At 73.4% G+C, this 22,194-nt stretch carries 21 protein-coding genes and 1 riboswitch; of the genes, 15 read left to right on the top strand and 6 right to left on the bottom strand.

The window, feature by feature from the left end:
* Positions 1 to 109: 109 nt before the first annotated feature.
* Positions 110 to 1,324 carry an MFS transporter gene (locus tag ACWDVG_RS24375; RefSeq protein WP_451701812.1) on the bottom strand — a complete coding sequence of 405 codons (1,215 nt, stop codon included), beginning with the start codon at positions 1,322 to 1,324 and terminating at the stop codon, positions 110 to 112.
* A 106-nt stretch (positions 1,325 to 1,430) separates the two neighbouring features.
* Between ACWDVG_RS24375 and ACWDVG_RS24380 the strand changes: the two genes are divergently transcribed.
* Positions 1,431 to 2,597: an ROK family transcriptional regulator gene (locus ACWDVG_RS24380; RefSeq protein WP_451701814.1), complete on the top strand. Its 1,167-nt coding sequence runs from the start codon at positions 1,431 to 1,433 to the stop codon at positions 2,595 to 2,597.
* A gap of 277 nt (positions 2,598 to 2,874) precedes the next feature.
* Here the strand turns inward: ACWDVG_RS24380 and ACWDVG_RS24385 are convergent, their stop codons facing one another.
* Positions 2,875 to 5,244: a chitinase C-terminal domain-containing protein gene (locus ACWDVG_RS24385; protein ID WP_451701816.1), complete on the bottom strand. Its 2,370-nt coding sequence runs from the start codon at positions 5,242 to 5,244 to the stop codon at positions 2,875 to 2,877.
* A gap of 259 nt (positions 5,245 to 5,503) precedes the next feature.
* A riboswitch (FMN riboswitch) is annotated at positions 5,504 to 5,633 on the top strand.
* Between the two features lie 163 nt (positions 5,634 to 5,796).
* Between ACWDVG_RS24385 and ribD the strand changes: the two genes are divergently transcribed.
* The 10 genes from ribD to ACWDVG_RS24435 all read left to right on the top strand — a co-directional run bounded on the left by ribD (position 5,797) and on the right by ACWDVG_RS24435 (position 14,313).
* On the top strand, positions 5,797 to 6,870 hold the full coding sequence (gene ribD, locus ACWDVG_RS24390) for a bifunctional diaminohydroxyphosphoribosylaminopyrimidine deaminase/5-amino-6-(5-phosphoribosylamino)uracil reductase RibD (protein ID WP_451701818.1): 1,074 nt from the start codon (positions 5,797 to 5,799) through the stop codon (positions 6,868 to 6,870).
* 2 nt (positions 6,871 to 6,872) lie between these two features.
* On the top strand, positions 6,873 to 7,481 hold the full coding sequence (locus tag ACWDVG_RS24395) for a riboflavin synthase (RefSeq protein WP_451701821.1): 609 nt from the start codon (positions 6,873 to 6,875) through the stop codon (positions 7,479 to 7,481).
* Between the two features lie 44 nt (positions 7,482 to 7,525).
* Entirely contained in the window at positions 7,526 to 8,119 is a 594-nt protein-coding gene (locus ACWDVG_RS24400) for a nicotinamide mononucleotide transporter family protein (RefSeq protein ID WP_451701913.1), read from the top strand.
* A complete protein-coding gene (locus ACWDVG_RS24405; RefSeq protein ID WP_451701823.1) occupies positions 8,116 to 9,393 on the top strand; it encodes a bifunctional 3,4-dihydroxy-2-butanone-4-phosphate synthase/GTP cyclohydrolase II in 1,278 nt (425 codons plus the stop codon). Before ACWDVG_RS24400 ends, ACWDVG_RS24405 begins: the two co-directional genes overlap by 4 nt.
* An 82-nt stretch (positions 9,394 to 9,475) precedes the next feature.
* Entirely contained in the window at positions 9,476 to 9,961 is a 486-nt protein-coding gene (gene ribH / locus ACWDVG_RS24410; protein WP_451701826.1) for a 6,7-dimethyl-8-ribityllumazine synthase, read from the top strand.
* A 35-nt stretch (positions 9,962 to 9,996) separates the two neighbouring features.
* Positions 9,997 to 10,269, top strand: coding sequence for a phosphoribosyl-ATP diphosphatase (locus tag ACWDVG_RS24415; RefSeq protein ID WP_366303489.1), 273 nt, complete (start codon positions 9,997 to 9,999; stop codon positions 10,267 to 10,269).
* Positions 10,270 to 10,319: 50 nt separating this feature from the next.
* Positions 10,320 to 11,168 carry an ATP phosphoribosyltransferase gene (gene hisG / locus ACWDVG_RS24420; protein WP_451701828.1) on the top strand — a complete coding sequence of 283 codons (849 nt, stop codon included), beginning with the start codon at positions 10,320 to 10,322 and terminating at the stop codon, positions 11,166 to 11,168.
* Between the two features lie 45 nt (positions 11,169 to 11,213).
* Entirely contained in the window at positions 11,214 to 11,666 is a 453-nt protein-coding gene (locus tag ACWDVG_RS24425) for a PH domain-containing protein (RefSeq protein ID WP_451701830.1), read from the top strand.
* A gap of 219 nt (positions 11,667 to 11,885) precedes the next feature.
* On the top strand, positions 11,886 to 13,226 hold the full coding sequence (locus ACWDVG_RS24430; RefSeq protein ID WP_451701832.1) for a hemolysin family protein: 1,341 nt from the start codon (positions 11,886 to 11,888) through the stop codon (positions 13,224 to 13,226).
* 49 nt (positions 13,227 to 13,275) lie between these two features.
* Positions 13,276 to 14,313: a hemolysin family protein gene (locus tag ACWDVG_RS24435; protein WP_451701834.1), complete on the top strand. Its 1,038-nt coding sequence runs from the start codon at positions 13,276 to 13,278 to the stop codon at positions 14,311 to 14,313.
* A gap of 61 nt (positions 14,314 to 14,374) precedes the next feature.
* Here the strand turns inward: ACWDVG_RS24435 and ACWDVG_RS24440 are convergent, their stop codons facing one another.
* Both ACWDVG_RS24440 and ACWDVG_RS24445 read right to left on the bottom strand, forming a co-directional pair.
* A complete protein-coding gene (locus ACWDVG_RS24440; RefSeq protein WP_451701836.1) occupies positions 14,375 to 16,306 on the bottom strand; it encodes an AAA family ATPase in 1,932 nt (643 codons plus the stop codon).
* Positions 16,307 to 16,614: 308 nt separating this feature from the next.
* Complete coding sequence (locus tag ACWDVG_RS24445) at positions 16,615 to 17,244, bottom strand: uridine kinase family protein (RefSeq protein WP_451701838.1); 630 nt, start codon at positions 17,242 to 17,244, stop codon at positions 16,615 to 16,617.
* 224 nt (positions 17,245 to 17,468) lie between these two features.
* Between ACWDVG_RS24445 and ACWDVG_RS24450 the strand changes: the two genes are divergently transcribed.
* The 3 genes from ACWDVG_RS24450 to ACWDVG_RS24460 all read left to right on the top strand — a co-directional run bounded on the left by ACWDVG_RS24450 (position 17,469) and on the right by ACWDVG_RS24460 (position 20,527).
* The gene (locus tag ACWDVG_RS24450; RefSeq protein ID WP_451701840.1) at positions 17,469 to 18,836 is read left to right on the top strand and encodes a peptidase C39 family protein; all 1,368 of its coding nucleotides are present in this window, start codon (positions 17,469 to 17,471) and stop codon (positions 18,834 to 18,836) included.
* A 195-nt stretch (positions 18,837 to 19,031) separates the two neighbouring features.
* On the top strand, positions 19,032 to 19,190 hold the full coding sequence (locus tag ACWDVG_RS24455) for an SCO1431 family membrane protein (protein WP_451701841.1): 159 nt from the start codon (positions 19,032 to 19,034) through the stop codon (positions 19,188 to 19,190).
* A gap of 164 nt (positions 19,191 to 19,354) precedes the next feature.
* The gene (locus ACWDVG_RS24460; RefSeq protein WP_451701843.1) at positions 19,355 to 20,527 is read left to right on the top strand and encodes an acyl-CoA dehydrogenase family protein; all 1,173 of its coding nucleotides are present in this window, start codon (positions 19,355 to 19,357) and stop codon (positions 20,525 to 20,527) included.
* Here ACWDVG_RS24460 and ACWDVG_RS24465 read toward each other — a convergent pair.
* Entirely contained in the window at positions 20,490 to 20,912 is a 423-nt protein-coding gene (locus tag ACWDVG_RS24465) for a hypothetical protein (RefSeq protein ID WP_451701845.1), read from the bottom strand. The genes ACWDVG_RS24460 and ACWDVG_RS24465 overlap by 38 nt on opposite strands.
* 200 nt (positions 20,913 to 21,112) lie before the next feature.
* Positions 21,113 to 21,490 (bottom strand): hypothetical protein, encoded by a 378-nt coding sequence (locus ACWDVG_RS24470; RefSeq protein ID WP_451701847.1) that lies wholly within the window; start codon positions 21,488 to 21,490, stop codon positions 21,113 to 21,115.
* Positions 21,491 to 21,714: 224 nt separating this feature from the next.
* Here ACWDVG_RS24470 and ACWDVG_RS24475 point away from each other — a divergent pair, with 224 nt between their 5' ends.
* Positions 21,715 to 22,155 (top strand): Lrp/AsnC family transcriptional regulator, encoded by a 441-nt coding sequence (locus tag ACWDVG_RS24475; RefSeq protein WP_017242178.1) that lies wholly within the window; start codon positions 21,715 to 21,717, stop codon positions 22,153 to 22,155.
* Positions 22,156 to 22,194 lie beyond the last annotated feature (39 nt).

Consider the following 22,194-nt stretch of genomic DNA (forward strand, 5'->3'; position numbering starts at 1 on the left):
CCTCTTCAGTTTTGTGTAACATCAGCCAATTGAAAGGCCCGGCGGTCGGCCGGGCCCCTCGGGCCTCGGGGGTCCCCGCCGACCGGCCCGGGCCGGTCGGCGGGGAGCCTCAGCGGGCCGCGCTCTTCGCCCCGGTGTCGCTGCCGCTCGTCCGGGCGGCGGGTCCGCGACGGGCGCCGAGGACGCCCGCCCCCACCACGAGGCCCAGGCAGAGCAGCGTGACCAGGCCGAACGAGAACACCAGGGAGGTCGCGTCGGCGATGCCGCCGATCGCCGAGGGGGCGACGAGACCCGAGGTGTACGTGATGGTGGCGACGCCCGCGATGGCCTGGCTCGGGTTCGGGCCGCTCCGCGCGGCGGCGGCGAAGGCGAGCGGGACGACCACCGCGATGCCGAGCCCCACCAGTGCGAATCCGGCCACCGCGACGGCCACGTGCGGGGCGAGGACCACGAGGAGGCCGCCGAGGGTCGCGGCGGCGCCCCCGACCCGTACCGTACGGACCGCGCCGAAGCGGTCCACGACCCGGTCGCCGACCAGCCGGGCCACGGCCATCGTCAGGGCGAACGCGGTCGTGGAGGCGGCGGCGAGTCCGGCGGAGCTGCCCAGCTCGTCGCGGAGGTAGACGGCCGACCAGTCGAGGCTGGCGCCCTCCGCGAAGACCCCGCAGAAGCCGATGGCACCGATGACCAGGGCGGACCTGGGCGGCAGCGCGAAGCGCGGCGGCGGCTCCTCGTCGGGGGTGCTGCGCAGGTCCAGGACGCCCTGGCAGAAGAGCAGGCCGAGGGCGGTCAGGACGAGCGCGGCGGCCAGGTGGTGGAGCCGGGCGTCGGCGCCGAGGTGGGCGGCGACCGTGCCCGCGGCCGAGCCGATCAGCGCGCCCACGCTCCACATGCCGTGCAGGCTGGACATGATCGAGCGGCCGAGCCGGGTCTCGGTCTCGACGCCGAGCGCGTTCATCGCCACGTCGGACATGCCGGCCGTGGCGCCGTACACGAAGAGCGCGCCGCACAGGCCCCAGACGTTCGGCGCGAGGGACGGCAGCGTCAGGGAGAGCGTCCACAGGACGAGCAGTCCGCGCAGCGCGGTGCGGGCGCCGAAGCGATGGCTGACGGCGCCGGCCAGCGGCATCGCGAGGGAGGCGCCGAGCGCGGGGAAGGCGAGCGCGAGACCGAGCTGGCCCGCGCTCACGCCCGCGTGCTCCTGGATCCAGGGGATGCGGGTGGCGAAGCTCCCGGTGACCGCCCCGTGGACGCAGAAGACGGCGGCGACGGCGAAGCGCGCCCGCCGGAGGCGTTCGGTGCTGAGGACGGTCTCCGCCGCCATGGGTCCCTCCCCGTGTCGTGTGTGCCCGTAAACTATCAGGAACCCTGCCTGATAAATAGCGAGCCGGGATCGCCCCGCGCGGGGCCACGTCTGAGAGGATCGCCGCATGGCCGCATCCCCGAGCACCGCACGGGCCATCAACGACCGGCTCGCCCTGCGACTGCTCCAGGACGAGGGCCCGTTGACGGCCGCTCAGCTCAAGACGCACACCGGACTCTCCCGCCCCACCGTCGCCGACCTCGTCGAGCGGCTGCAGGGCTCGGGGCTCGTCCACGTCGTCGGCGAGGCCGGAGCCGAACGCCGGGGACCCAACGCCAAGCTGTACGGCATCGTCGCCGACCGCGCCCACCTCGCCGCCCTCGACGTCCGCACCCGCTCGGTCACCGTCGCCGTCACCGACCTGCTCGGTACGACCCTGGCCGAGGCGTCCGCGCCGGTCGGCGAGGACGAGGGGGCCTCCGGCCCCGCGCCCGCGCAGGGCGGGGGAGGCACCGGTCCGGCCGTGGAGAAGGCGGTCGCCCTCCTGGAGCGGGCCGTCGAGGAGGCCGGGGTGGACGGGCTCCACAGCGTGGCCGTGGGCGCGCCCGGCCTCATCGACCCGGCCACCGGAGACCTGCGCGACTCCGCCCGGCTGCCCGCCTGGCACCGCCGGCTCGTCCGCGTCCTGCAGGAGCGGCTGCCCGCCCACGTCCTGGTCGAGAACGAGACCAATCTCGCCGCCCTGGCCGAGCTCCGGGAGGGCGCGGCGCGCGACCGCGAGGACTTCGTCCTGCTCTGGCTCGGCCAGGGCGTCGGCGCCGCCGTGGTCCTCGGCGGCGGCCTCCGCCGCGGCGCCTCCGGCGGTGCCGGCGAGATCGGCTTCCTGCCGGTGCCGGGCACGGCGCGGCTGCCCTCGGCCACCGGCTGCGACGGCGGCTTCCACGAGCTGGCCTGCGCCGCCGCGATCGAGGCGCTGGCCGTCGAGCACGGCCTCGACCCGGCGACCGCGCTCGCCTCCGGCCACGGTCCCTTCGTGGACGCCGTCGCCCGCCGGGTCGCGGTCGGCGCGGCGGCCGTCGCGGCCGTCCTCGACCCCGGCTGTGTGGTCCTCGGCGGCGAGACCGGCCACGTCGGCGGCGCCCCCCTCGCGGCCCGCGTCGAGGCCGAACTCGCCGCCCTCTCGCCGCTGCGCACCGAGGTCCGCCCGACCGCCCTGGGCGACGCGGCGGTCCTGCGCGGCGCCCTACTCACCGCCCGCGACGCCGCCCAGGACGCGCTCTTCCCCCGGGGCTGAGCGCCCCGGGGCGGCCGGATCCCCCGGGGCGGCCGGGTCCCCGCGAGGTGGCCGGGCTCCGTCGGGCCTGCCCGCACACCCCGGGCCTGCCAGCGGACCCGGGCCACCCCGCACACGCCGGGCCTGCCCGCGCACCCAGGGCCGCCCGACCGCACACCCGGGCCCGCCCCCCACACGCGACCGCGCCGCGCTCCCCCCGAGGGGTGCGCGGCGCGGAGGGTTCCCGGCGGCGGCAAGGGCCGTGAACCGCCGCCGGGGGTCCGTCAGGACCGGGTGATCAGCAGGCGCCGAGGTCCTTCCAGACGCCCCACTGGCCGGTCGTGCCCGGCTCCTCGTTCTGGGTCCACCACTGGGCCTTCCAGGTGCGGCCCTTGTGGGAGACCTCGTTGCCCGCGGTGTAGACCGTGCCGGCCACGTACGCCGGGGCGGTGCAGCCCGTGGTGGGCGGGGTCGTCGGCGGGGTCGTCGGAGGCGTGGTCGGGGGAGTCGTCGGCGGGGTCGTCGGAGGCGTGGTGGGCGGCGTGGTGGCGCCCGGCTCCACGACCGTCGTGCCGCGCGCCAGGTCGCCGGCGAGGGCGTACGTCGTCCCGTTGATGTTCACCGTCCAGTTGGAGGGGGTGGACACCGGCAGGTAGTAGTTGAACGCCAGGTCGACCGTCGCGCCCGGGGCGAGCGACTGCCAGGCCGGGAGCTTCAGGGAGACGCGGTGGAAGTCGCCCTTCAGGCCTCCGACGTTGGCGCCCGTGTGGTCGCTGCTGATGACCTTGGCGCCGAAGCCCGACTGGTCGGAGGCGTTCCCCGGCGCGGAGGTGCCGTAGTCGAACTGGAACTCCGTGCCGCCGGGCAGTGTCGTGTTCGTCCGGTTGGTGATCTTGATCTTCGGGGTGATCGGGTAGTTCGAGTCGCCCAGCTTGAACTCGGTGAAGGCGGTCTCGATGTTCACGGCCTGGGTCGGCAGCGCCTTGGTGGACGTCTTCGCGCCGTACGGGGTGGCGGCCTTGAACTTGTCGTACATCAGAGAGGTGAGCGTGGAGCCCATCTCGTACTGGCCCTTGGCGGCGTTCCAGGCGTAGTCGCCGGCCATCTCCCAGACCATCGTGCCGCCGATGCCCCGGTTGACGACGTAGTCGGCCTTGGCGGCCACGGACTGCTCGTCCTCGGTGGAGAGGAAGACCTTCTTCTCGGCGTTCCACAGCCACGGCGCGACCAGCGTCGCGTCGTACTTGCGGGCGTAGGTGCCGGTCAGGGTGGTGGTGGCGGGGAAGCCGTACTTCGTGACGTAGTCGCCGACGATCCCCTTCTCCAGGTTCTTGGCGTGCCACATCGGGTTGGAGCCGGCGGGCGACTCCTTGCCCGCGGTGTCCTTGTCGTGCCAGAGGTTGTCGATGCCGACGGCGCCGTCGCCGCACTTGGTCAGGCCCGCTCCGGCCGGGCAGGTGGCCGCGGTGGCCTTGCCCCAGAGGCCGTCGGTGCCGCCCTGCACGTTCTTGTGGCCGCGGGTGTAGTAGGGCAGGCCGATGTTGATGCGGCCGGCCGGCATGGAGCCGCGGAAGTAGTGGTACGCCCAGTCGGTGTTGAGGTAGCCGATGCCGCCGTACTGCGCCGAGCCGTAGACGCCGGCGGCGGCGAGCTCGCCGTCCTTGCCGTCGTCGAAGAGCGAGGCGTTGGGGCCGACGTACTCGTTCCAGGCGCCGTGGAGGTCGTACGACATGATGTTGACGTAGTCCAGGTACTTCTGGACCTGGAAGGTCTCCATGCCGCGCAGCAGGTAGCCGGAGGAGGGGGCGGCGACGGTCAGCAGGTAGTGCTTGCCGTCGGCGGCGCCGGCCCGGTCCAGCTTTTCGCGCAGCGACTTCATGAGGGCCGCGTAGCCCTGCACGAGGCCCCCGCGGCGCGCGTTCGCGAGCTGCCAGTCGAGCGGGTTGCCCGCGTCCTTCATCGTGGTCGGGTACTCGTAGTCGATGTCGACGCCGTTGAACCCGTACTTCCGGATGAAGTCGACGGCCGAGGTCGCGAAGGTGTCGATCCCGGCCTGGTTGACCGAACCGTCGGCGTTGGTGGCCATCGAGTAGAAGCCGCCGGAGTTCACCCGGTCGCCGTTGTCGGCGAAGTACCCGCCCGTCTCCGCCCAGCCGCCGACCGAGATCAGCGTCTTGACGTCGGGGTGCTGCTTCTTGAACTTGTTGAGCAGGTTGAAGTGGCCCTTGTACGCGAAGGAGGGGTCCATCTCCGCGCCGGCGACACCGGGCCAGGTCATCCCGGTGGCCGCGTTGTTCGGGCCGTCCGTGCCCACGGACAGTTTGTTGTCGCCGCCGATGTGGCCGAAGGCGTAGTTGATGTGGGTGATCTTGTCCCACGGAATGTCCTTGGCGAGGTACGCGGGCTCGCCGTTCTTGCCGGTGCGCCAGCCCGTGAAGTAGCCGATGACGCGGCGCTGGTGGTCGGCGCCCATCTTCTCGCGGCCCTCGGTGTCGTAGACCGAGCAGTACGGGACGTCGACGCCGGGCGTCCGGTAGAGGCCGTCGGGGCGACAGGACTCGTTGTCGGCGGCGTAGGAGACGCCACCGGAGAGCGAGCTGAGCAGCAGTCCGGCGACGGCCGCGCCGGATGCGAGCAGCGAGGCTCTCTTCGTCGTGGGGGACAGCACGATCGTTCCTCCTGGGGAGGTCGTAGAACACGCGACGAACGAAAAAGGGGGTGGTACGTGTTGCCGCGGACCGTGGAGTGCACGCCGACGATCCGTCACCTCGGAGGTGACACGGAGATTAAGAGGACTAGACCAGTGCGTCAATAGGTCTGGACCAAACACATGAGAAGCGGTTGAACACGGAACCGTGTGAGTCAGCCCACAGGCGTTCGGCGCATGGCCGCACGCCGGTCGTGGCACACTGGCCGTGTATCAGCAGCAGCGCACTCCGGGGTCGGTGTAATTCCGAACCGGCGGTATAGTCCGCGACCCGTCCGCAGCCAGCGGCCGGTTGACCAGGTGGGATTCCTGGACCGACGGTGAAAGTCCGGATGGGAGGCAGTGCGCGGCGGGTGACCCCTCACAGGGGTGTGCCGGCCGTACGTCCGCTGGTCGCCGTCCTTCGGCGCACCATGGACGCGGCCCCGGCGCACCCTGCGCGAGCCGTCGTTCCCGCTCTCTGTCGTCATCGACAGGCCCCGGAGTCCGTGCCCGAAGAGGCAGGAGGACCCGGTGGCCCAGCAGGCCGACATCACCGCCATGCGACGCGCCGTCGAGCTCGCCGCCCGCGGTCTCGGCGCCACCAGCCCCAACCCCGTCGTCGGCTGCGTCATCACCGACGCCTCCGGCCACCCGGTCGGCGAGGGCTGGCACCAGCGCGCCGGAGGCCCCCACGCCGAGGTCCACGCCCTGCGCGCGGCCGGCGTCCTCGCCCGCGGCGGCACCGCGTACGTCACGCTCGAACCCTGCAACCACACCGGCCGCACCGGCCCCTGCGCCCAGGCCCTGATCGACGCCGGCGTCAGCCGGGTCGTCTACGCGGTCGGCGACCCGAACCCGCAGGCCACCGGCGGCGCCGACACCCTGCGCGCGGCCGGGACCGAGGTCGTCCAGGGCCTCCTCGCCGACGAGGCCGAAGCCGGCAACCTCGCCTGGCTCACCTCCGTACGCCGCGGCCGCCCCTTCGTCCGCTGGAAGTACGCCGCCACCCTCGACGGCCGGATCGCCGCCGCCGACGGCACCTCCCGCTGGATCAGCTCCGCCGCCTCGCGCGCCGACGTCCACCGGCTCCGCGCCGAGGCCGACGCCGTGGTCGTCGGCTCCGGCACCGCCCGCGCCGACGACCCCCACCTCGCCGTCCGCGGCGTCGAAGGGGCCGTCCAGCCGCTGCGGGTCGTCGTCGACACCGAGGCCACCGCCGTCAAGCCCGGCGCGCGCGTCCTCGACGACGCGGCCCCCACCCTGATCGCCGTCGCCGAGGACGCCGAGACCGCGCTCCCGGACGTCGTACGGCTTCCCAGGGGCGAGCGCGGCCTCGACGTCCCCGCCCTCCTCGCCGCCCTGCACGCGCGCGGCGTCCGCTCCGTCCTCCTCGAAGGCGGCCCCACCCTCGCGGGCGCCTTCCTCGCCGCGGGCGCCGTCGACCAGGTCGTCGGCTACCTCGCCCCGGTCCTCCTCGGCGCGGGCCCCACCGCCCTCGCCGACGCGGGAATCACCACCCTCACCGACGCGTTGCGCCTCGACATCACCGAGACGGCGCGCGTCGGATCCGACCTCCGCATCACCGCCACCATCCAGGGAGCCTGACCGTGTTCACCGGAATCGTCGAAGAACTGGGCGAGGTCGTCGCCGTCGAGCAGCTGGAGGACGCCTCCCGCTTCCGGCTGCGCGGCCCCCTGGTCACGGAAGGCGCCCGGCACGGCGACTCCATCGCCGTCAACGGTGTCTGTCTCACGGTCGTCGAGTCCGGCGACGGCGAGTTCACCGCCGACGTCATGGCCGAGACCCTCAAGCGGTCCTCGCTCGGCGCCCTGGAGACGGGCTCCCGGGTCAACCTGGAGCGCCCCATGGCCGTCGGCGGCCGCCTCGGCGGTCACATCGTCCAGGGCCACGTCGACGGCACCGGCACCGTCCTGGAGCGGACCCCCTCCGAGCACTGGGAGATCGTCAAGGTGGGCCTCCCCGCCGCGCTCGCCCGCTACGTCGTCGAGAAGGGCTCCATCACCGTCGACGGCGTCAGCCTCACCGTGGTCGAGGTCGGCGACGACTGGTTCACCATCAGCCTCATCCCCACCACCCTCGCCCTGACCACGCTCGGCATCAAGCAGCCCGGCGACCCGGTCAACCTCGAAGTGGACGTCATCGCCAAGTACGTCGAGCGGCTGCTCGGTCCCACGCCGAAGGAGAACGGCAAGTGAACTGGCTCAACTCCGAGGCGTTCACCGTCCTCGACCAGCACATCATGTGGTCCGACATGATCGGCAACACCATCGGACTGATCGCCCTCGCCCTCGGCTGGCGCCGCTCCATCCTCACCTGGCCCGCCCAGCTGCTCTCCGGCGTCATCCTCGTCGGCGCCTACGCCTCCGCCGAGCTCAGCGGCGGCGTAGGCAAGCAGCTGCTCGTCATAGGCGTCGCCGCCTGGGGCTGGTGGCAGTGGAACCGGGGCCGCCAACAGGCCCAGAACGGCTCCATCGCCGTCCGCTTCGCCACCTGGAAGGAGCGCGGCGCGCTCCTCGCGGGCGCGGTCGTCGGCACCCTCGCCGTCGGCGGCCTCTTCACCCTCTACCCCTCGCTCTCCTGGAGCCCGTGGGCCGACGCGTACATCTTCGTCGGCACCCTCGTCGCGATGGTCGCCCAGGCCCGCGGCCTCGTCGAGTTCTGGTTCGCCTGGCTCCTCGTCGACCTCGTCGGCGTCCCGCTCGCCTTCAACAGCGGCCTCGCCTTCTCCGGCCTGGTCTACGTCGTCTACTTCGCCCTCGTCATCTGGGGCATGCGCGACTGGTGGCTCCGGACGCGCACCGCCACCCCTGCTCTGGAAGGAGCCCACGCATGAGTGCGCTGCCTCTCTGGGACGCCACCGACCTCGCCCTCGACCCCGTCGAGCAGGCGATCCGCGACATCGCCGCCGGGCGGCCCGTGGTCGTCGTCGACGACGAGGACCGCGAGAACGAGGGCGACCTCGTCATCGCCGCCGAGAAGGCCACCCCCGACATCGTCGCCTTCATGATGAGCGAGTGCCGCGGCCTGATCTGCGCCCCCATGGAGGACGAGGAGCTGGAGCGCCTCCAGCTCCCGCAGATGGTCGAGCACAACACCGAGTCGATGCGGACCGCCTTCACCGTCTCCGTCGACGCCGGCCCCGCCCACGGCGTCACCACCGGCATCTCCGCCGCCGACCGCGCCACCACCCTGCGGATGCTCGCGAGCGGCGTCCACGAGCCCTCCGACTTCGTCCGACCCGGCCACATCTTCCCGCTGCGGGCCAAGCCCGGTGGCGTCCTCACCCGCAACGGGCACACCGAGGCCGCCGTCGACCTGGCCCGCCTCGCGGGCCTGCGCCCGGCCGGCGCGATCGTCGAGATCGCCGGCGAGGACGGCGTCATGCTGCGCCTGCCCGAACTGGTCCCCTTCGCCCGCAAGCACGGCCTGACGATCATCTCCATCGAGGACCTGATCGCCTACCGCCGCTCCGCCGAGCCCACCGTCCGCCGCGAGGCCGAGGTCCACCTGCCCACCGCGCACGGCGACTTCACCGCGTACGGCTACCGCTCCACCGTCGACGGCGTCGAGCACGTCGCCCTCGTCCACGGCGAGATCGGCGACGGCGAGGACCTCCTCGTCCGCGTCCACTCCGAGTGCCTGACCGGCGACGTCTTCCACTCCCTGCGCTGCGACTGCGGCCCCCAGCTCCAGGCCTCCATGGACCGCATCCAGGAGGCGGGCCGCGGCGTCGTCGTCTACCTCCGCGGCCACGAGGGCCGGGGCATCGGCCTGCTCTCCAAGCTCCGCGCGTACGAACTCCAGGAGCGCGGCCGCGACACCCTCGACGCCAACCTGGAGCTCGGTTTGCCCGCCGACGCCCGCGACTACGCGGCCGGCGCGCAGATCCTCGTCGACCTCGGCGTCCGCAGCCTGCGCCTGATGACCAACAACCCCGACAAGATCGACGCCCTCACGCGGTACGGCCTGCGGGTCGAGGCCCGTGAGCCCATGCCGGTCGAGGCCGGCGAGCACAACCTCCGGTACCTGCGCACCAAGCGGGACCGGATGGGCCACGACCTGCCCTGGCTGGACGGCTCCCCGGCCTCCACCTGCGGCAACCAGTAAGCACCACCACGGCACCTTCGGCACCTCAGCACCACGCACCACAGCACCTCGGCACGTACCGAACGAACCGGCTAGGAGAGACATGAGCGGCAAGGGCGCACCCGTCCTCAGCGTGAAGAACTGCGGCGACCTGCGGGTCGCGGTCATCGCGGCCCAGTGGCACGAGAAGATCATGGACGGCCTCGTCGACGGCGCCCTGCGCGCCCTGAGCGAGCTCGGCATCGACGAGCCCACCCTGCTGCGCGTCCCCGGCAGCTTCGAACTCCCCGTCGTGGCGAAGGTCCTCGCCGGGCGCGGCTACGATGCCATCGTGGCGCTCGGCGTCGTCATCCGCGGCGGAACGCCGCACTTCGAGTACGTGTGCCAGGGCGTCACCCACGGCCTCACCCAGGTCTCCATCGACACCGGCGTACCCGTCGGATTCGGCGTCCTCACCGTCGACAACGAGGAGCAGGCGCTCGACCGCGCCGGCCTCGACGGCTCCTCCGAGGACAAGGGCCACGAAGCGGTCACCGCCGCCGTCGCCACCGCCACCACGCTGCGCACGGTCAGCGAACCCTGGCGCTGATGGCGCGTCCCTCACCCCGTACTCTTAGGACCATCATGGCGAACAAAACCTTCGAAGAGCTCTTCGCCGAGCTCAAGCTCAAGGCCGAGACCGGCGACCCCGCCACCTCCCGCACCGCGGAACTGGTCGACAAGGGCGTCCACGCCATCGGCAAGAAGGTCGTCGAGGAGGCCGCCGAAGTGTGGATGGCCGCCGAGTACGAGGGCAAGGACGCGGCCGCCGAGGAGATCTCGCAGCTGCTCTACCACGTCCAGGTGATGATGGTCGCCCGCGGGATCTCGCTCGACGACGTCTACGCCCACCTCTGAGCACGTCCGACCTCCCTCCCCGAAACTCCCAGGCAAAGGAAGCCCACCCCATGCTGCGCATCGCCGTCCCCAACAAGGGTTCCCTCTCCGGACCTGCGTCGGCCATGCTCCATGAGGCCGGCTACCGCCAGCGCAAGGAGTCCAAGGAGCTCGTGGTCATCGACCCCGACAACGAGGTCGAGTTCTTCTACCTGCGGCCGAAGGACATCGCGATCTACGTCGCCTCCGGGAAGCTGGACATCGGCATCACCGGCCGTGACCTGCTCCTGGACTCCGGCGCCAGCGCCGAGGAGATCCTCGCGCTGAACTTCGGCCGCTCCACCTTCCGCTACGCCACCCGCCCGGGCACCGCGAAGGGCCCGGAGGACTTCGGCGGGATGACGATCGCCACCTCCTACGAGGGCATCGTCGCCAAGCACCTCGCCGACCAGGGCATCGACGCCTCCGTCGTCCACCTCGACGGCGCCGTCGAGACCGCGATCCAGCTGGGCGTGGCCCAGGTCATCGCGGACGTCGTCGAGACCGGCACCAGCCTGCGCAACGCCGGCCTTGAGGTCATCGGCGAGCCGATCCTCACCTCCGAGGCCGTCGTCGTCCGCCGCCACGGCGCCGAGGCCGACCACCCGCAGGTCCAGCAGTTCCTCCGCCGCCTCCAGGGCGTCCTGGTGGCCCGCAGCTACGTGATGATGGACTACGACTGCCGGGCCGAGCACCTGGAGCAGGCCGTCGCCCTCACCCCGGGACTTGAGTCGCCGACCATCTCCCCGCTGCACAACGAGGGCTGGGTCGCCGTCCGCGCCATGGTCCCCGCCAAGGAGGCGCAGCGGATCATGGACGACCTGTACGAGCTCGGCGCCCGCGCCATCCTCACCACCGCCATCCACGCCTGCCGCCTCTGACCGCGCCCGGGCCCGCACGACCCACCAGGCACTGAGGAACCCCCGATGTCCGAGTCCCCGACGCCCGCCCTCCCGGTCACCTTCCGCCCGGGGCGCACCCGGGCCGTCCTGCTCACCATGAGCGCCGCGACGTTCGTCGTCATCACCGTCGTCGCGCTGATGCTGGAGCGGCTCGGACCGGGGGAGCGCGCCAGCTTCGTCTTCACGGCCGCGCTGCTCTCCGGCGTCCTCGTGCTGCTGAGCCGCCCCAAGGTCGTCGCCGACGAGGAGGGCGTCACGGTCGTCAACATCACCCGGAGCCGCCGGCTCGCCTGGGCGGAGATCCTCAAGGTCAACCTCCGGCCCGGCGACCCCTGGGTCTTCCTCGACCTCAGCGACGGCACCAGCCTGCCCGCGCTCGGCATCCAGCCGGGCATCGGCAAGGAGGCGGCCATCCGCGACGCCCGCGCCCTGCGGGCCCTGGCGGACAGCCACGGAACGGGCGCCGAGCAGGCCTGACGCCCGGCCCGTCCCCCATACGGGGCCGACCCCCTGCCACGCGGGGCGTCCACGTGACTAATCTGGAGGCGGTGGTGCCGAGCGCACCACCGCCTCGCGTGTGCAGGGCCGCCGGCCGGCGGCCCGCGGGGCCTCCCTTCGACCCGAGGAGTGACTCCCTCCGGCAATGGACGGATCGTCCGGTAGTACCCGCGCCGCCCCCTCCCCGGAGGCGGCGGCATGATCGTCTCCCTCCTGCTGCTCGCCGCGGCCCTTCTCCTGATCCTCGCCAACGGCTTCTTCGTGGCCGCCGAGTTCGGTCTCGTGACCGTCGAGCGCGCCGAGGCCGAGCGGGCCGCGGCCGCCGGTGACCGGCGCGCCCGCACCGTCGTCTCGGCCCTGCGCGAGCTCTCCTTCCAGCTCTCCGGCACCCAGCTCGGCATCACCCTGACCTCGCTCGTCGTCGGCATGCTCGCGCAGCCCGCGCTCGCCGGGCTCCTGCACGGGCCGCTGACCGCCCTCGGACTGCCCTCCGGGGCCGTCTCCGGGCTCTCCGTGGTGACCGGCATGCTGCTCGCCTCCGCGGTCCAGATGGTCGTCGGGGAGCTGGTGCCGAAGAACTGGGCGGTCTCGAGGCCGCTCCAGGTGGCCCGTTTCGTGGCCGCCCCGCAGCGCCGCTTCTCCGCCCTCTTCCGGCCGGTGATCTCCCTGCTCAACCGGGTCGCGAACCGGCTCGTCCGGCTCCTGGGCGTCGAGCCCACCGAGGAGCTTGACTCGGTCCGCACCCCCGGGGAACTCGTCGCGCTCGCCCGGCACTCCGCCCGCGCGGGCGCACTCGAACAGGACACCGCCGACCTCTTCGTACGGTCCCTCTCGCTCGGCGGCCTGACCGCCGAGCAGGTGATGACCCCGCGCGTGAAGGTCAACGCCCTCCAGTGGGACGCCACCGCGGCCGACGTCCTCAACCTCACCCGGGCCACCGGACTCTCCCGGTTCCCCGTCTACCGCGACCGCATCGACGAGGTCGTCGGCATGGTCCACCTGAAGGACGCGCTCGCGGTCGCCCCGCACGCCCGGCTGCACACCCCCGTCGGACGGATCGCCGTGCCGCCGCTCCTCGTCCCCGAGTCCCTGCCCGCCCAGGCCCTCCTGGAGCGGCTCCGCAGGGAGCAGCCGATCGCCGTCGTCGTCGACGAGTACGGCGGCACGGCCGGCGTCGTCACCCTGGAGGACATCGTCGAGGAGCTCGTCGGCGAGGTCCGCGACGAGCACGACACCGCGGCCGACGGGCGGCCGGAGCTGGCCGTCGCGCCCGCCGAGGACGGCAACCCCGCCTGGGAGGCCGACGGTTCGTGCCGGGTCCACACCCTGCGCCGGATAGGCCTCGACGTGCCCGACGGGCCGTACGAGACGGTCGCCGGGCTCGTCGCCGACCTGCTCGGGCGCATCCCCGCCCCCGGCGACCGGGCCGAACTGCCCGGCTGGCGGCTCTCGGTGCGCCAGGTCGACCGCTACCGCGCCGAACGGGTCCGCATCGTCCGGCTCGCGCCGGTCCCGCTGCCCGCGGAGGCCGTCCGATGAGCCCGCTGCCGCACCGCCCGACGAGACACCCCCTGGGGGAGGCCGCCCGATGAGCACCCTGCAACTCCTCTTCGCCGCCCTCCTCGTCCTGGCCAATGGCTTCTTCGTCGGCGCCGAGTTCGCCCTCGTCTCCGTCCGCCGCAGCCAGATCGAGCCGCTCGGCGGCGCCCGGGCCAAGCAGGTCCTGTACGGCCTGGAGAACCTGCCGCAGATGATGGCCGCCGCCCAGTTCGGCATCACCGTCTGCTCGTTGACGCTCGGCGCGGTCGCCGAGCCGACCGTCGCCCACCTCCTCGAACCGGTCTTCCACACGATCGGCGTCCCGGAGGGGCTGATCCACCCGCTCGGCTACGTTATCGCCCTCGCCGCCGTCGTCTTCCTCCACCTCGTCATCGGCGAGATGGTCCCGAAGAACCTGGCGATGGCCGCGCCCGAACGGACCGCGCTCCGGCTCGCGCCCACCCTGGTCGCCTTCGCCCGGCTCTGCCGGCCGGTCACGGCCGCCCTCGGGGCCTGCGCGCGGCTCGTCCTGCGGGCCTTCGGGGTCGAACCGAAGGACGAGGTGGAGGCGGTCTTCACCAGCGCCCAGCTCGGCCGTCTCGTCGAGGACGCCGGGCTCGCCGGGCTGCTCGACCCGGCCGAGCAGGAGCGCCTGGAGGACGCCCTGGAGCTGGGCAGCCGCCGGGTGACGGACGTCCTCATCCCGGCCGCCTCCCTGGTGACCGTCCCGCCGTCGGTGACCTCGCGGGCCGTCGAGGAGCTGACCGTGCGGACCGGGTACTCCCGCTTCCCGGTCCGCGCCGAGGGCGCCCCGACCTTCATGGGCTTCGTGCACGTGAAGGACGTCCTCGACCTGGAGGACCGGGAGCGGGCGGTGCCGCAGCAGCTGTGGCGGCCGATGGCCACGCTCCGCGCCGAACTCCCGCTCGACGACGCCCTCACCGTGATGCGCCGCGCCGCCACCCACCTGGCGCAGGTGGCGGACGGCTCGGGCCGGGTCCTCGGCCTGGTGGCCCTGGAGGACGTCCTGGAGATGCTGGTGGGCGAGGTCAGGGACCCCGCCCACCGGATGCAGACGGTGGCCTAGGAACCGGGTCCAGGCGCCGGGCCCAAAGGGCCGGGCCCGTGGGCCGGGTCTCGTGGCCCGGTCAGTAGCCGGGCGGTTCCTGCTGGGGGCCGCGGTCGACCGGACCGCGGCCCGACAGCACCTCGCCGTACGCCTGCATCAGGTCCGCGAGCCGCAGCGTGGCCAGGTCGTCCCGCGTCGGCGTGCCCGGGTATCCGGAGAGCCGCAGGTCCCGGTAGGCGCAGGACTTCTCGTACAGGGTCCGCAGGAAGCGGCCGTTGCCCAGCTCGTCGATCCAGCCCTGCTCGACGACGTGTCCGCTGATGGAACGCAGCTCGTCCAGGGCCTCCTCGTCCCAGCCGTCCCCGTTGGCCGCGGCCAGGACCTCGCCGATGGCGGTGAGTTCCGGCGGGCGGTACGACGGGAAGTCGACGCGCGTGGTGAAGCGGGAGGACAGCCCCGGGTTGGTGGCGAGGAGCCGGTCCATGCCCTCCGGGTAACCGGCCAGGATGACCACCAGGTGGTCGCGGTTGTCCTCGGCCCGCTTCAGGAGGACCTGGAGGGCCTCGTCCCCGTAGGCGTCGCCCTTGCTGTAGCCGGTGTTGGAAAGCGCGTACGCCTCGTCGACGAAGAGCACCCCGCCGACCGCCGAGTCGATCAGCTCATTGGCCTTGACCGCCGTCTGGCCGAGGAACTCACCCACGAGATCCGCCCGTTGGGCCTCCACGAGGTGGTCGCCGCCGAGCAGCCCCAACGCGTAGAAGACCCGTCCCAGGATGCGCGCCACCGTGGTCTTGCCGGTGCCGGAGGGGCCGGAGAAGACGAAGTGCCGCTTGGGGGGCTGGACCGGAAGGCCTTCCCCGGCCCGCAGCCGCGCCATCTCCAGCTGCGCCGACAGCGCCTTCACCTGCCGCTTGACCGGCTCGAGGCCGACCATGCCCTCCAGCTCGGCGAGCGCCTCCGCGAGCAGCACGGGGTCGGTCGGGCCCGCCGGGAAGCGCGGCGGCCCCGGCTGGGACGGCACGGCCGCCTTGTGCCGTACGACCTCCGGCGGAGGGCCCGGCGCGGCCGGCGGTACGGGGTCGGGGGCGAGGAGCAGCCCGTCGCCGAGGGGGCCGGTCTCGGCCTCGGGCCCCGGGGCGGCGTCCACCGCGTCCTGGCCGAGCCCGCCCACCCCGCCGACCGTGCCGAGGGCGACCGTCGCGAGCCCGGCGTCGTCCGCGCCCTCGAAGCCGTCGAAACCCTCGAAGCCGTCGTACTCGGCGATGGCCGCGAGCCGTGCGGCGGTGTCCATGAACGACGGGTCGATCCGGTGCACGGCCCGGTAGAGCGGGAGCGCGGCGGCGCTGCGCCCGGTGCCCTCGTGGGCGCGGGCGAGCCAGTAGCGCAGCTCCTTGCGCTGCGGCTGTTCGCTGCGGCAGCGCATGAGGGCGGCCGAGAGCAGCGGCTCCGCCTGCCCGTACATCTCCAGGCGGACCCGGGCCATGCCGCCGAAGAGCCCCGCCTCGATGCCGAGCAGCGGGTCGTCGACGAGCGGCTCGGTGTGCCGGACGAGCTGGTCCCAGTCCTTGACGAGATAGGCCCGGCAGGCGTGCAGAAAGCGGACGTGCGGGTCGGTGTCGATCGGCGGGAGCCCGGCGAGGGCCCGGTCGAGCTCGGGGACGTGCCGCCCGTCGAGCCAGTGGGAGGCGTGCGCGAGCAGCAGGTCGCGGGGGCTCTCCAGGACCGGCTGCACCCACCAGCCCAGCCAGTACCAGGAGTTCAGGGTGCGGCGGTGGCGGGCGCGCTGCTCGCCGAAGCGCTCGCGGTTGCGGTACATGCGCAGCAGCGCCGTCGTGGTGTCCACCCGGAGCGCGTGCAGCCCGAGCCAGGCGTCCGCCATCCCGGGATCGATCCGTACCGCCGTCCTGAACTCGTCCTCGGCCTGCGGATAGGCGCCCATCGTGTAGGCGTCGATGCCGCGGAGCCAGGCGAGCTCGGCGGGGGCCGGCGAGCCCTGTGTGCCGATGTCCATCGGGTCCCCCACAACCGTCTTCGCATGGACGGGATTTGACCGCACCTGGGGCATCGTACCTGCGCAGGGCGTGCGTCATTAAGGAGAAGCGCATGATCCGGAAGCGGTGACCCTGGGTGAGCATCAGGGGTCGCGGAGTGCCGGAAAAGCGGATGCGAGGGGCAGAACGAAGCCCCCGATCACGGGGGAACAACCGGGGGCTTCGCGTCCGCGGCGACTCCGAAAAGCCGCACATTCAGAACGTAAGACCTGTACGCCCCTCGGGTCAAGCGGAGTTGGGGCACTTGCGGAAGCGGACGAACAGCCGCTCAGTTCGCGGACAGAACGCCGTCACGGTGGGTGATGATCTGGTCCGCGCCCGCTGTCACAGCAGGACCGGGAAGCCATGCGTAGCCCTCCTCGCACTCCCGCACCAGCGTGTCGGCGAAGGGCCGCGAGGGGTCCTCGGCGAAGTGGCGAGTCTCCGCCACGGTCCAGCCGTCCCAGAACGCGGCCTGCGCGGGTCCGTCCCTGCGCCGCCCCCGCACCCAGGAGTCCTCGGGCCCCCGCTCCATCCACAGCAGCCACGCCAGGTACGGACGGAGGAGCCTGCGGCCCGCGCCCACGCCCTCGACCAGGACCACCGGGGCGGCCGGCAGGTCCCGGGCCGGGCCGAACTCCCGCAGGGTCCAGTCGTACGGCCGGTAGCGCGCGCTCTCGCCGCGCGCCAGGGGTTCGAGCACCTGGCCGCGCAGCCGGCCGGTCCACGCGAACAGCTCCTCGTGGGTGGCCAGGTCGTCGAGGCGCAGGACCGGCGCGCCGCCGAGCGCCGTCGCGAGCCGCGTCGCGAGCGTGGACTTGCCGGATCCGGCGTGACCGTCGACCGCGACCAGCCGGACCGGTCCGCAGGAGGGCGGCAGCCGGAGCAGCGCGTCGGCCGCGCGGTCGAGGTCCTTCATGGGGCCAGGGTAGGGGAGCGCCGACCGGTGCAGGTCAGCGAGGTGCCGCCGTCAGTGGTCCAGACCCATATTGGTGCGGGCGACGCGGGCCGAAGTGCTGGCGGACGCCCGCTGGGGCGGCGATAGTGGGGCCGCGCAGCCCCGCCCGCACGACCGCTTCCCGGCACGTCCACCACGTCTCGGTCCCGGCACGTCCACCACGTCTCGACTGGGGGTCACCGCCCATGCCCCGTTCCACACCCCGCAGAACCGTCCTCGCCGCGGCGCTCGCGGCCGTCGCGGGTACGACGGCGGCCACCGCCGCCCCCGCCGCCACCGCCACTCCGCGTGGCCCCGCGCCCTCGGCCTCCCCGTCCGCCCCCGCCCTCGTCGACAACCGCTTCTGGGCCTCGTACGCCGACTGGCGCTCCGGCACCGCCGCCGGGACCCGGGCCGTGCCAGGCCGCCGCCCCGGCCTGGTCCTCGCCACCCCGTCCGGCCGCACCGACTACACGGACCCGCACACCGGCCGCACCTCCCGCTGGGAGTACGCCACCTGGACCTCGCCCGCGCACACCCCGACCGTGCCCGCCACCGAGGTCATCGCCTCCTGGAACGCCCACACCCCGGACGGCACCTGGCTCCAGGTCGAGCTCTCCGGCACGTACGCGGACGCCACCACCACCCCCTGGTACGTCCTCGGGCGCTGGGCCTCGGGCGACGGGGACATCCTGCGCACCTCGGTCGACGACCAGGGCGACGGCAGGAGCTCCGTCTGGACCGACACCCTCGCGATCGACGACCCGGCGAGCGGGCAGCGGATCGTCTCGTACCGGCTGCGGCTGACGCTGTACCGCGCGCCGGGCAGCGGCCTGACCCCGACGGTGTGGCGCATCGGCGCCATGGCGTCGGACGTCCCGGACCGCTTCACGGTCCCGGCCTCCACACCCGGCGCGGCGGGCGAGCTGATCGTGCCCCGGTACTCGCAGAACACCCACATCGGCCAGTACCCGGAGTACGACAACGGCGGCGAGGCCTGGTGCAGCCCGACCTCGTCCCAGATGATCGTCGAGTACTGGGGCCGCCGCCCCTCCGCCGCCGACCTGGCCTGGGTGAACCCCGCCTACGCGGACCCCCAGGTCTGCCACGCGGCCCGCCACACCTACGACCACCAGTACCAGGGCTGCGGCAACTGGCCCTTCAACGCGGCCTACGCCGCCACCTACCCCGACATGAACGCGGTCGTCACCCGGCTCGGCTCGCTCACCGACCTGGAGACCCTGATCCGGGCGGGCATCCCGGCCATCACGTCCCAGTCCTTCCGCAAGGAGGAACTGACGGGCGCGGGCTACGGCACCTCGGGCCACCTCATGACCGTCATCGGCTTCACCCCGACCGGCGACGTCATCGCCAACGACCCCGCCTCCCCGACGAACGAGGCCGTCCGCCGCGTCTACCGCCGCCGCGAGTGGGAGAACATCTGGCTGCGTACGAAGCGCTACGACGCGAACGGCAAGGTCAGAAGCGGTACGGGCGGTGTCTGCTACCTCTTCTGGCCGACCGAGCCGACCCCGCGCGGTCACCGGGCGCTGCGGGAGCTCGGGCTGGTCTGAGCGGCGGGGCCGGGCGCTGCGGGGGAGTGGCGTCGGGCACAGGAGGGGGCCGTCTCCCGGGTGAAGCCACCGTCATGTGGCCGGAATTCCCAAGGCGTTGGCGCCGACGGCGTCGCTCGGGCGGGACGGGGGCGGCGCCGGGGTGTGAGGGACGTCTCTACCCCGGGGCCGGGGCCGTGGCGCATGGTGGTGCGCATGACCGCGAGCACCGTCACCGCAGCCCGACTCCGCTCCCGCGCCCGCACGGGCGGTCCCGGGGACGACGAGCGGGGCCCCAAGATCCTGGAGCACGTCCTCGGCTGGACCCTGGTCGTGCTCCTCGCCGTCCTCGTCACCCGGGCCGGCCTCATGTGACGCGCCCGGTCGCCTGCCACGTGCCGGGATCGCGCGCGCCCGCACGCGCCGGGGCCGCCGCTGTCGCGGACGTGTGACCGGGCCGCCGGCCGCGTGATTCCGGTGTCCCGCGCGGGCATACTCCCCCGACCCCGCCCCGGGGCCGCCAGGGAGGAGTGCCGGCCATGCCCGACAGCGCCGCGGACGGCGTCGACCGCCGTCTGCCCACCGACGAGGCCCGCGAGCTGCTCGTCCTGGTGCGCGACATCGCCCGCCGGGAGATCGCCCCGCACGCGGCGGAGGAGGAGGCGGCCGGGCGATTCCCGCGCGAGCTGTTCGCCCTGCTCTCCCGCTCCGGGCTGCTCGGGCTCCCGTACGACCCCGCGCACGGCGGGGGCGGCCAGCCGTACGAGGTCTACCTCCAGGTCCTGGAGGAGCTGGCCGCCGCCCGGCTCACCGTCGGCCTGGGGGTGAGCGTCCACACCCTCGCCTGCCACGCGCTCGCGGCCTCCGGCACCGAGGAGCAGCGCGCCGCGCACCTGCCCGCGATGCTCGGCGGGGGGCTGCTCGGCGCCTACTGCCTCTCCGAACCCTCCGCGGGGTCGGACGCGGCCGCGCTGCGCACCAGGGCCGTCCGGGACGGCGACTCCTGGGTGATCGACGGCACCAAGGCGTGGATCACGCACGGCGGGGTCGCGGACTTCCTCACGGTCATGGCCCGCACGGGCGGCGAGGGGCCGCGCGGCATCTCCGCGTTCCTGGTGCCCGGTGACGCGCCGGGGCTGAGCGCCGCCCCGGCCGAGCGGAAGATGGGGATGAAGGGCTCGCCCACCGCCCAGCTCCACTTCGACGGGGTGCGGGTCGGCGACGAGCGGCGGCTCGGCGCGGAGGGGCAGGGCTTCTCCCTCGCGCTCGCCGCCCTGGACGCGGGGCGGCTCGGCATCGCCGCCTGCGCCGTGGGTCTCGCGCAGGCCGCGCTGGACGAGGCCGTGGCGTACGCCCGGGAGCGGCGCCAGTTCGGGCGGCCGATCGCCGACTTCCAGGGGCTGCGGTTTCTGCTGGCGGACATGGCGACCCAGGTCGAGGCGGGGCGCGCCCTGTATCTGGAGGCGGCGCGGCTGCGCGACGAGGGGCTGCCCTTCGGGCGGCGGGCGGCCATGGCGAAGCTCTTCTGCTCGGACGCGGCCATGCGGGTCACCACCGACGCGGTGCAGGTACTCGGCGGGTACGGCTACACGGCGGACTTCCCCGTCGAGCGGTATCTGCGCGAGGCGAAGATGCTGCAGATCGTCGAGGGAACCAATCAGATCCAGCGCGTGGTCATCGCCCGTCACCTCGTCGGACCAGAGTCCCGCTGACGCGTACGGTGCGGTTCGCCCAGACGGGGCCCGCGGCGAGCCGGCTCCACTCCTGGTCGCGGTGGCCGGGCAGGGTGCGGCCCTGGCTTGCCCAGAGCGAGAGCACGGCCTTGTAGATCGGCGGGTCGGCCGGGACCTGAACCGGCACCGGAACGGGAGGGACGGGCGCGGGCGGTACGTGCGGTGCGTGCGACGCGGGCGGTACGTGCGGCGAGTGCGGCGTCGGCGGGACGGGCACGGCCTGGGTCTGCGGCGGGCCGGGCGGCAGGGTCTTGCTCTGGTGAGGAACCGATTCTTCAAGGCGTGCGGCAGGGTGTCCTTCGGCCTGAGGTACGGCCTGCCGGTGCCGACCGATGCCGCTGGGGGTCGTGTACAGCGTGGTCATGCCCGAACCAACGGTTTCCGGCCGACCGGGGTCACCGCCGTACGGATTAGAGCGGGAGTTCGTCCGGTACCCGCCGCACGCCCCGGCCCCGGTGCGGTCGGCGGACACGCCGGCACGCCCGCGGGCCCGGACCGCCTCGTCCCGCACCACGCCACCCCCGGCGGCCGTGGTGCGGGAACGTCACGGGTGGGACCGGGCGGTCAAGCGGCGCGCCGCATGTGCGGGACGCGGAGCGGGCGCGAGCCCGGGCCGCCGACGTGCGAGAACGGCTGCGTCCGCCAGTCGAGGGTCTGGGGGAGCGTCAGGAGCAACGCGGTGTCCTGCTCCTGGACCTCCAGGCTGTCGTCGGCGGGGCGGGCCTCCGCGGCCGGCCGGCCCGTGCCCGAGCACACCGTCAGGACGAAGGGGTTCCACGGCGTCGGGCAGAGCGCGTGCTCGGGCAGCACGTCCTCGTCGGCGAGCAGCGCGATCGGCTGCACGCACTCCGGGCAGATGACCCGGAACATCTCAAAGGTGTCGTAGGCGTCGAGCTCGTCGAACGTGTCGACGGATTCAACGGATTCAACAGGCTCCTGCATGGAGATCTCCCCCTCGGGTGGGTCGGCCGGATCTGTACGGCCTCGACCACAGCAAGCACTTCCCATACGGACCTCCGCATAACCGTGAGCCCCCGACCAGGACCCGCCCCAAACCTGTGGCGTTGGTCACACGCCCGGCGCAGGTGCCCCGTGAACGCCCATAGCGGCCCATAGCGGCAGGCCCAGACTGTGCCCCCTCCCTCGCGGCGCACTAGGGTCACGGCATGGAGGAGCTGGATCGTCAGATCGTGGAGTTGCTCGTCAAGGACGGGCGCATGAGCTACACCGACCTGGGCAAGGCCACCGGCCTGTCCACCTCGGCCGTGCATCAGCGCGTTCGCCGGCTCGAGCAGCGCGGTGTCATCCGCGGCTATGCCGCCGTCGTCGACCCGGAGGCCGTGGGGCTGCCGCTCACCGCCTTCATCTCGGTCAAACCCTTCGACCCCAGCGCCCCCGACGACACCCCCGACCGGCTCGCCGACATCCCCGAGATCGAGGCCTGCCACAGCGTCGCGGGCGACGAGAACTACATCCTCAAGGTCCGCGTCGCCACCCCCCTGGAGCTGGAGCACCTGCTCAGCCGCATCCGCTCGCAGGCGGGGGTGTCGAGCCGCACCACCGTCGTCCTCTCCACCCCGTACGAGGCGCGCCCGCCGCGCATCTGACCGGCGGGACGCCCGATGCGGGACCTCCCCGACAAACCG

This window comes from Streptomyces sp. NPDC003327, from assembly GCF_053589515.1.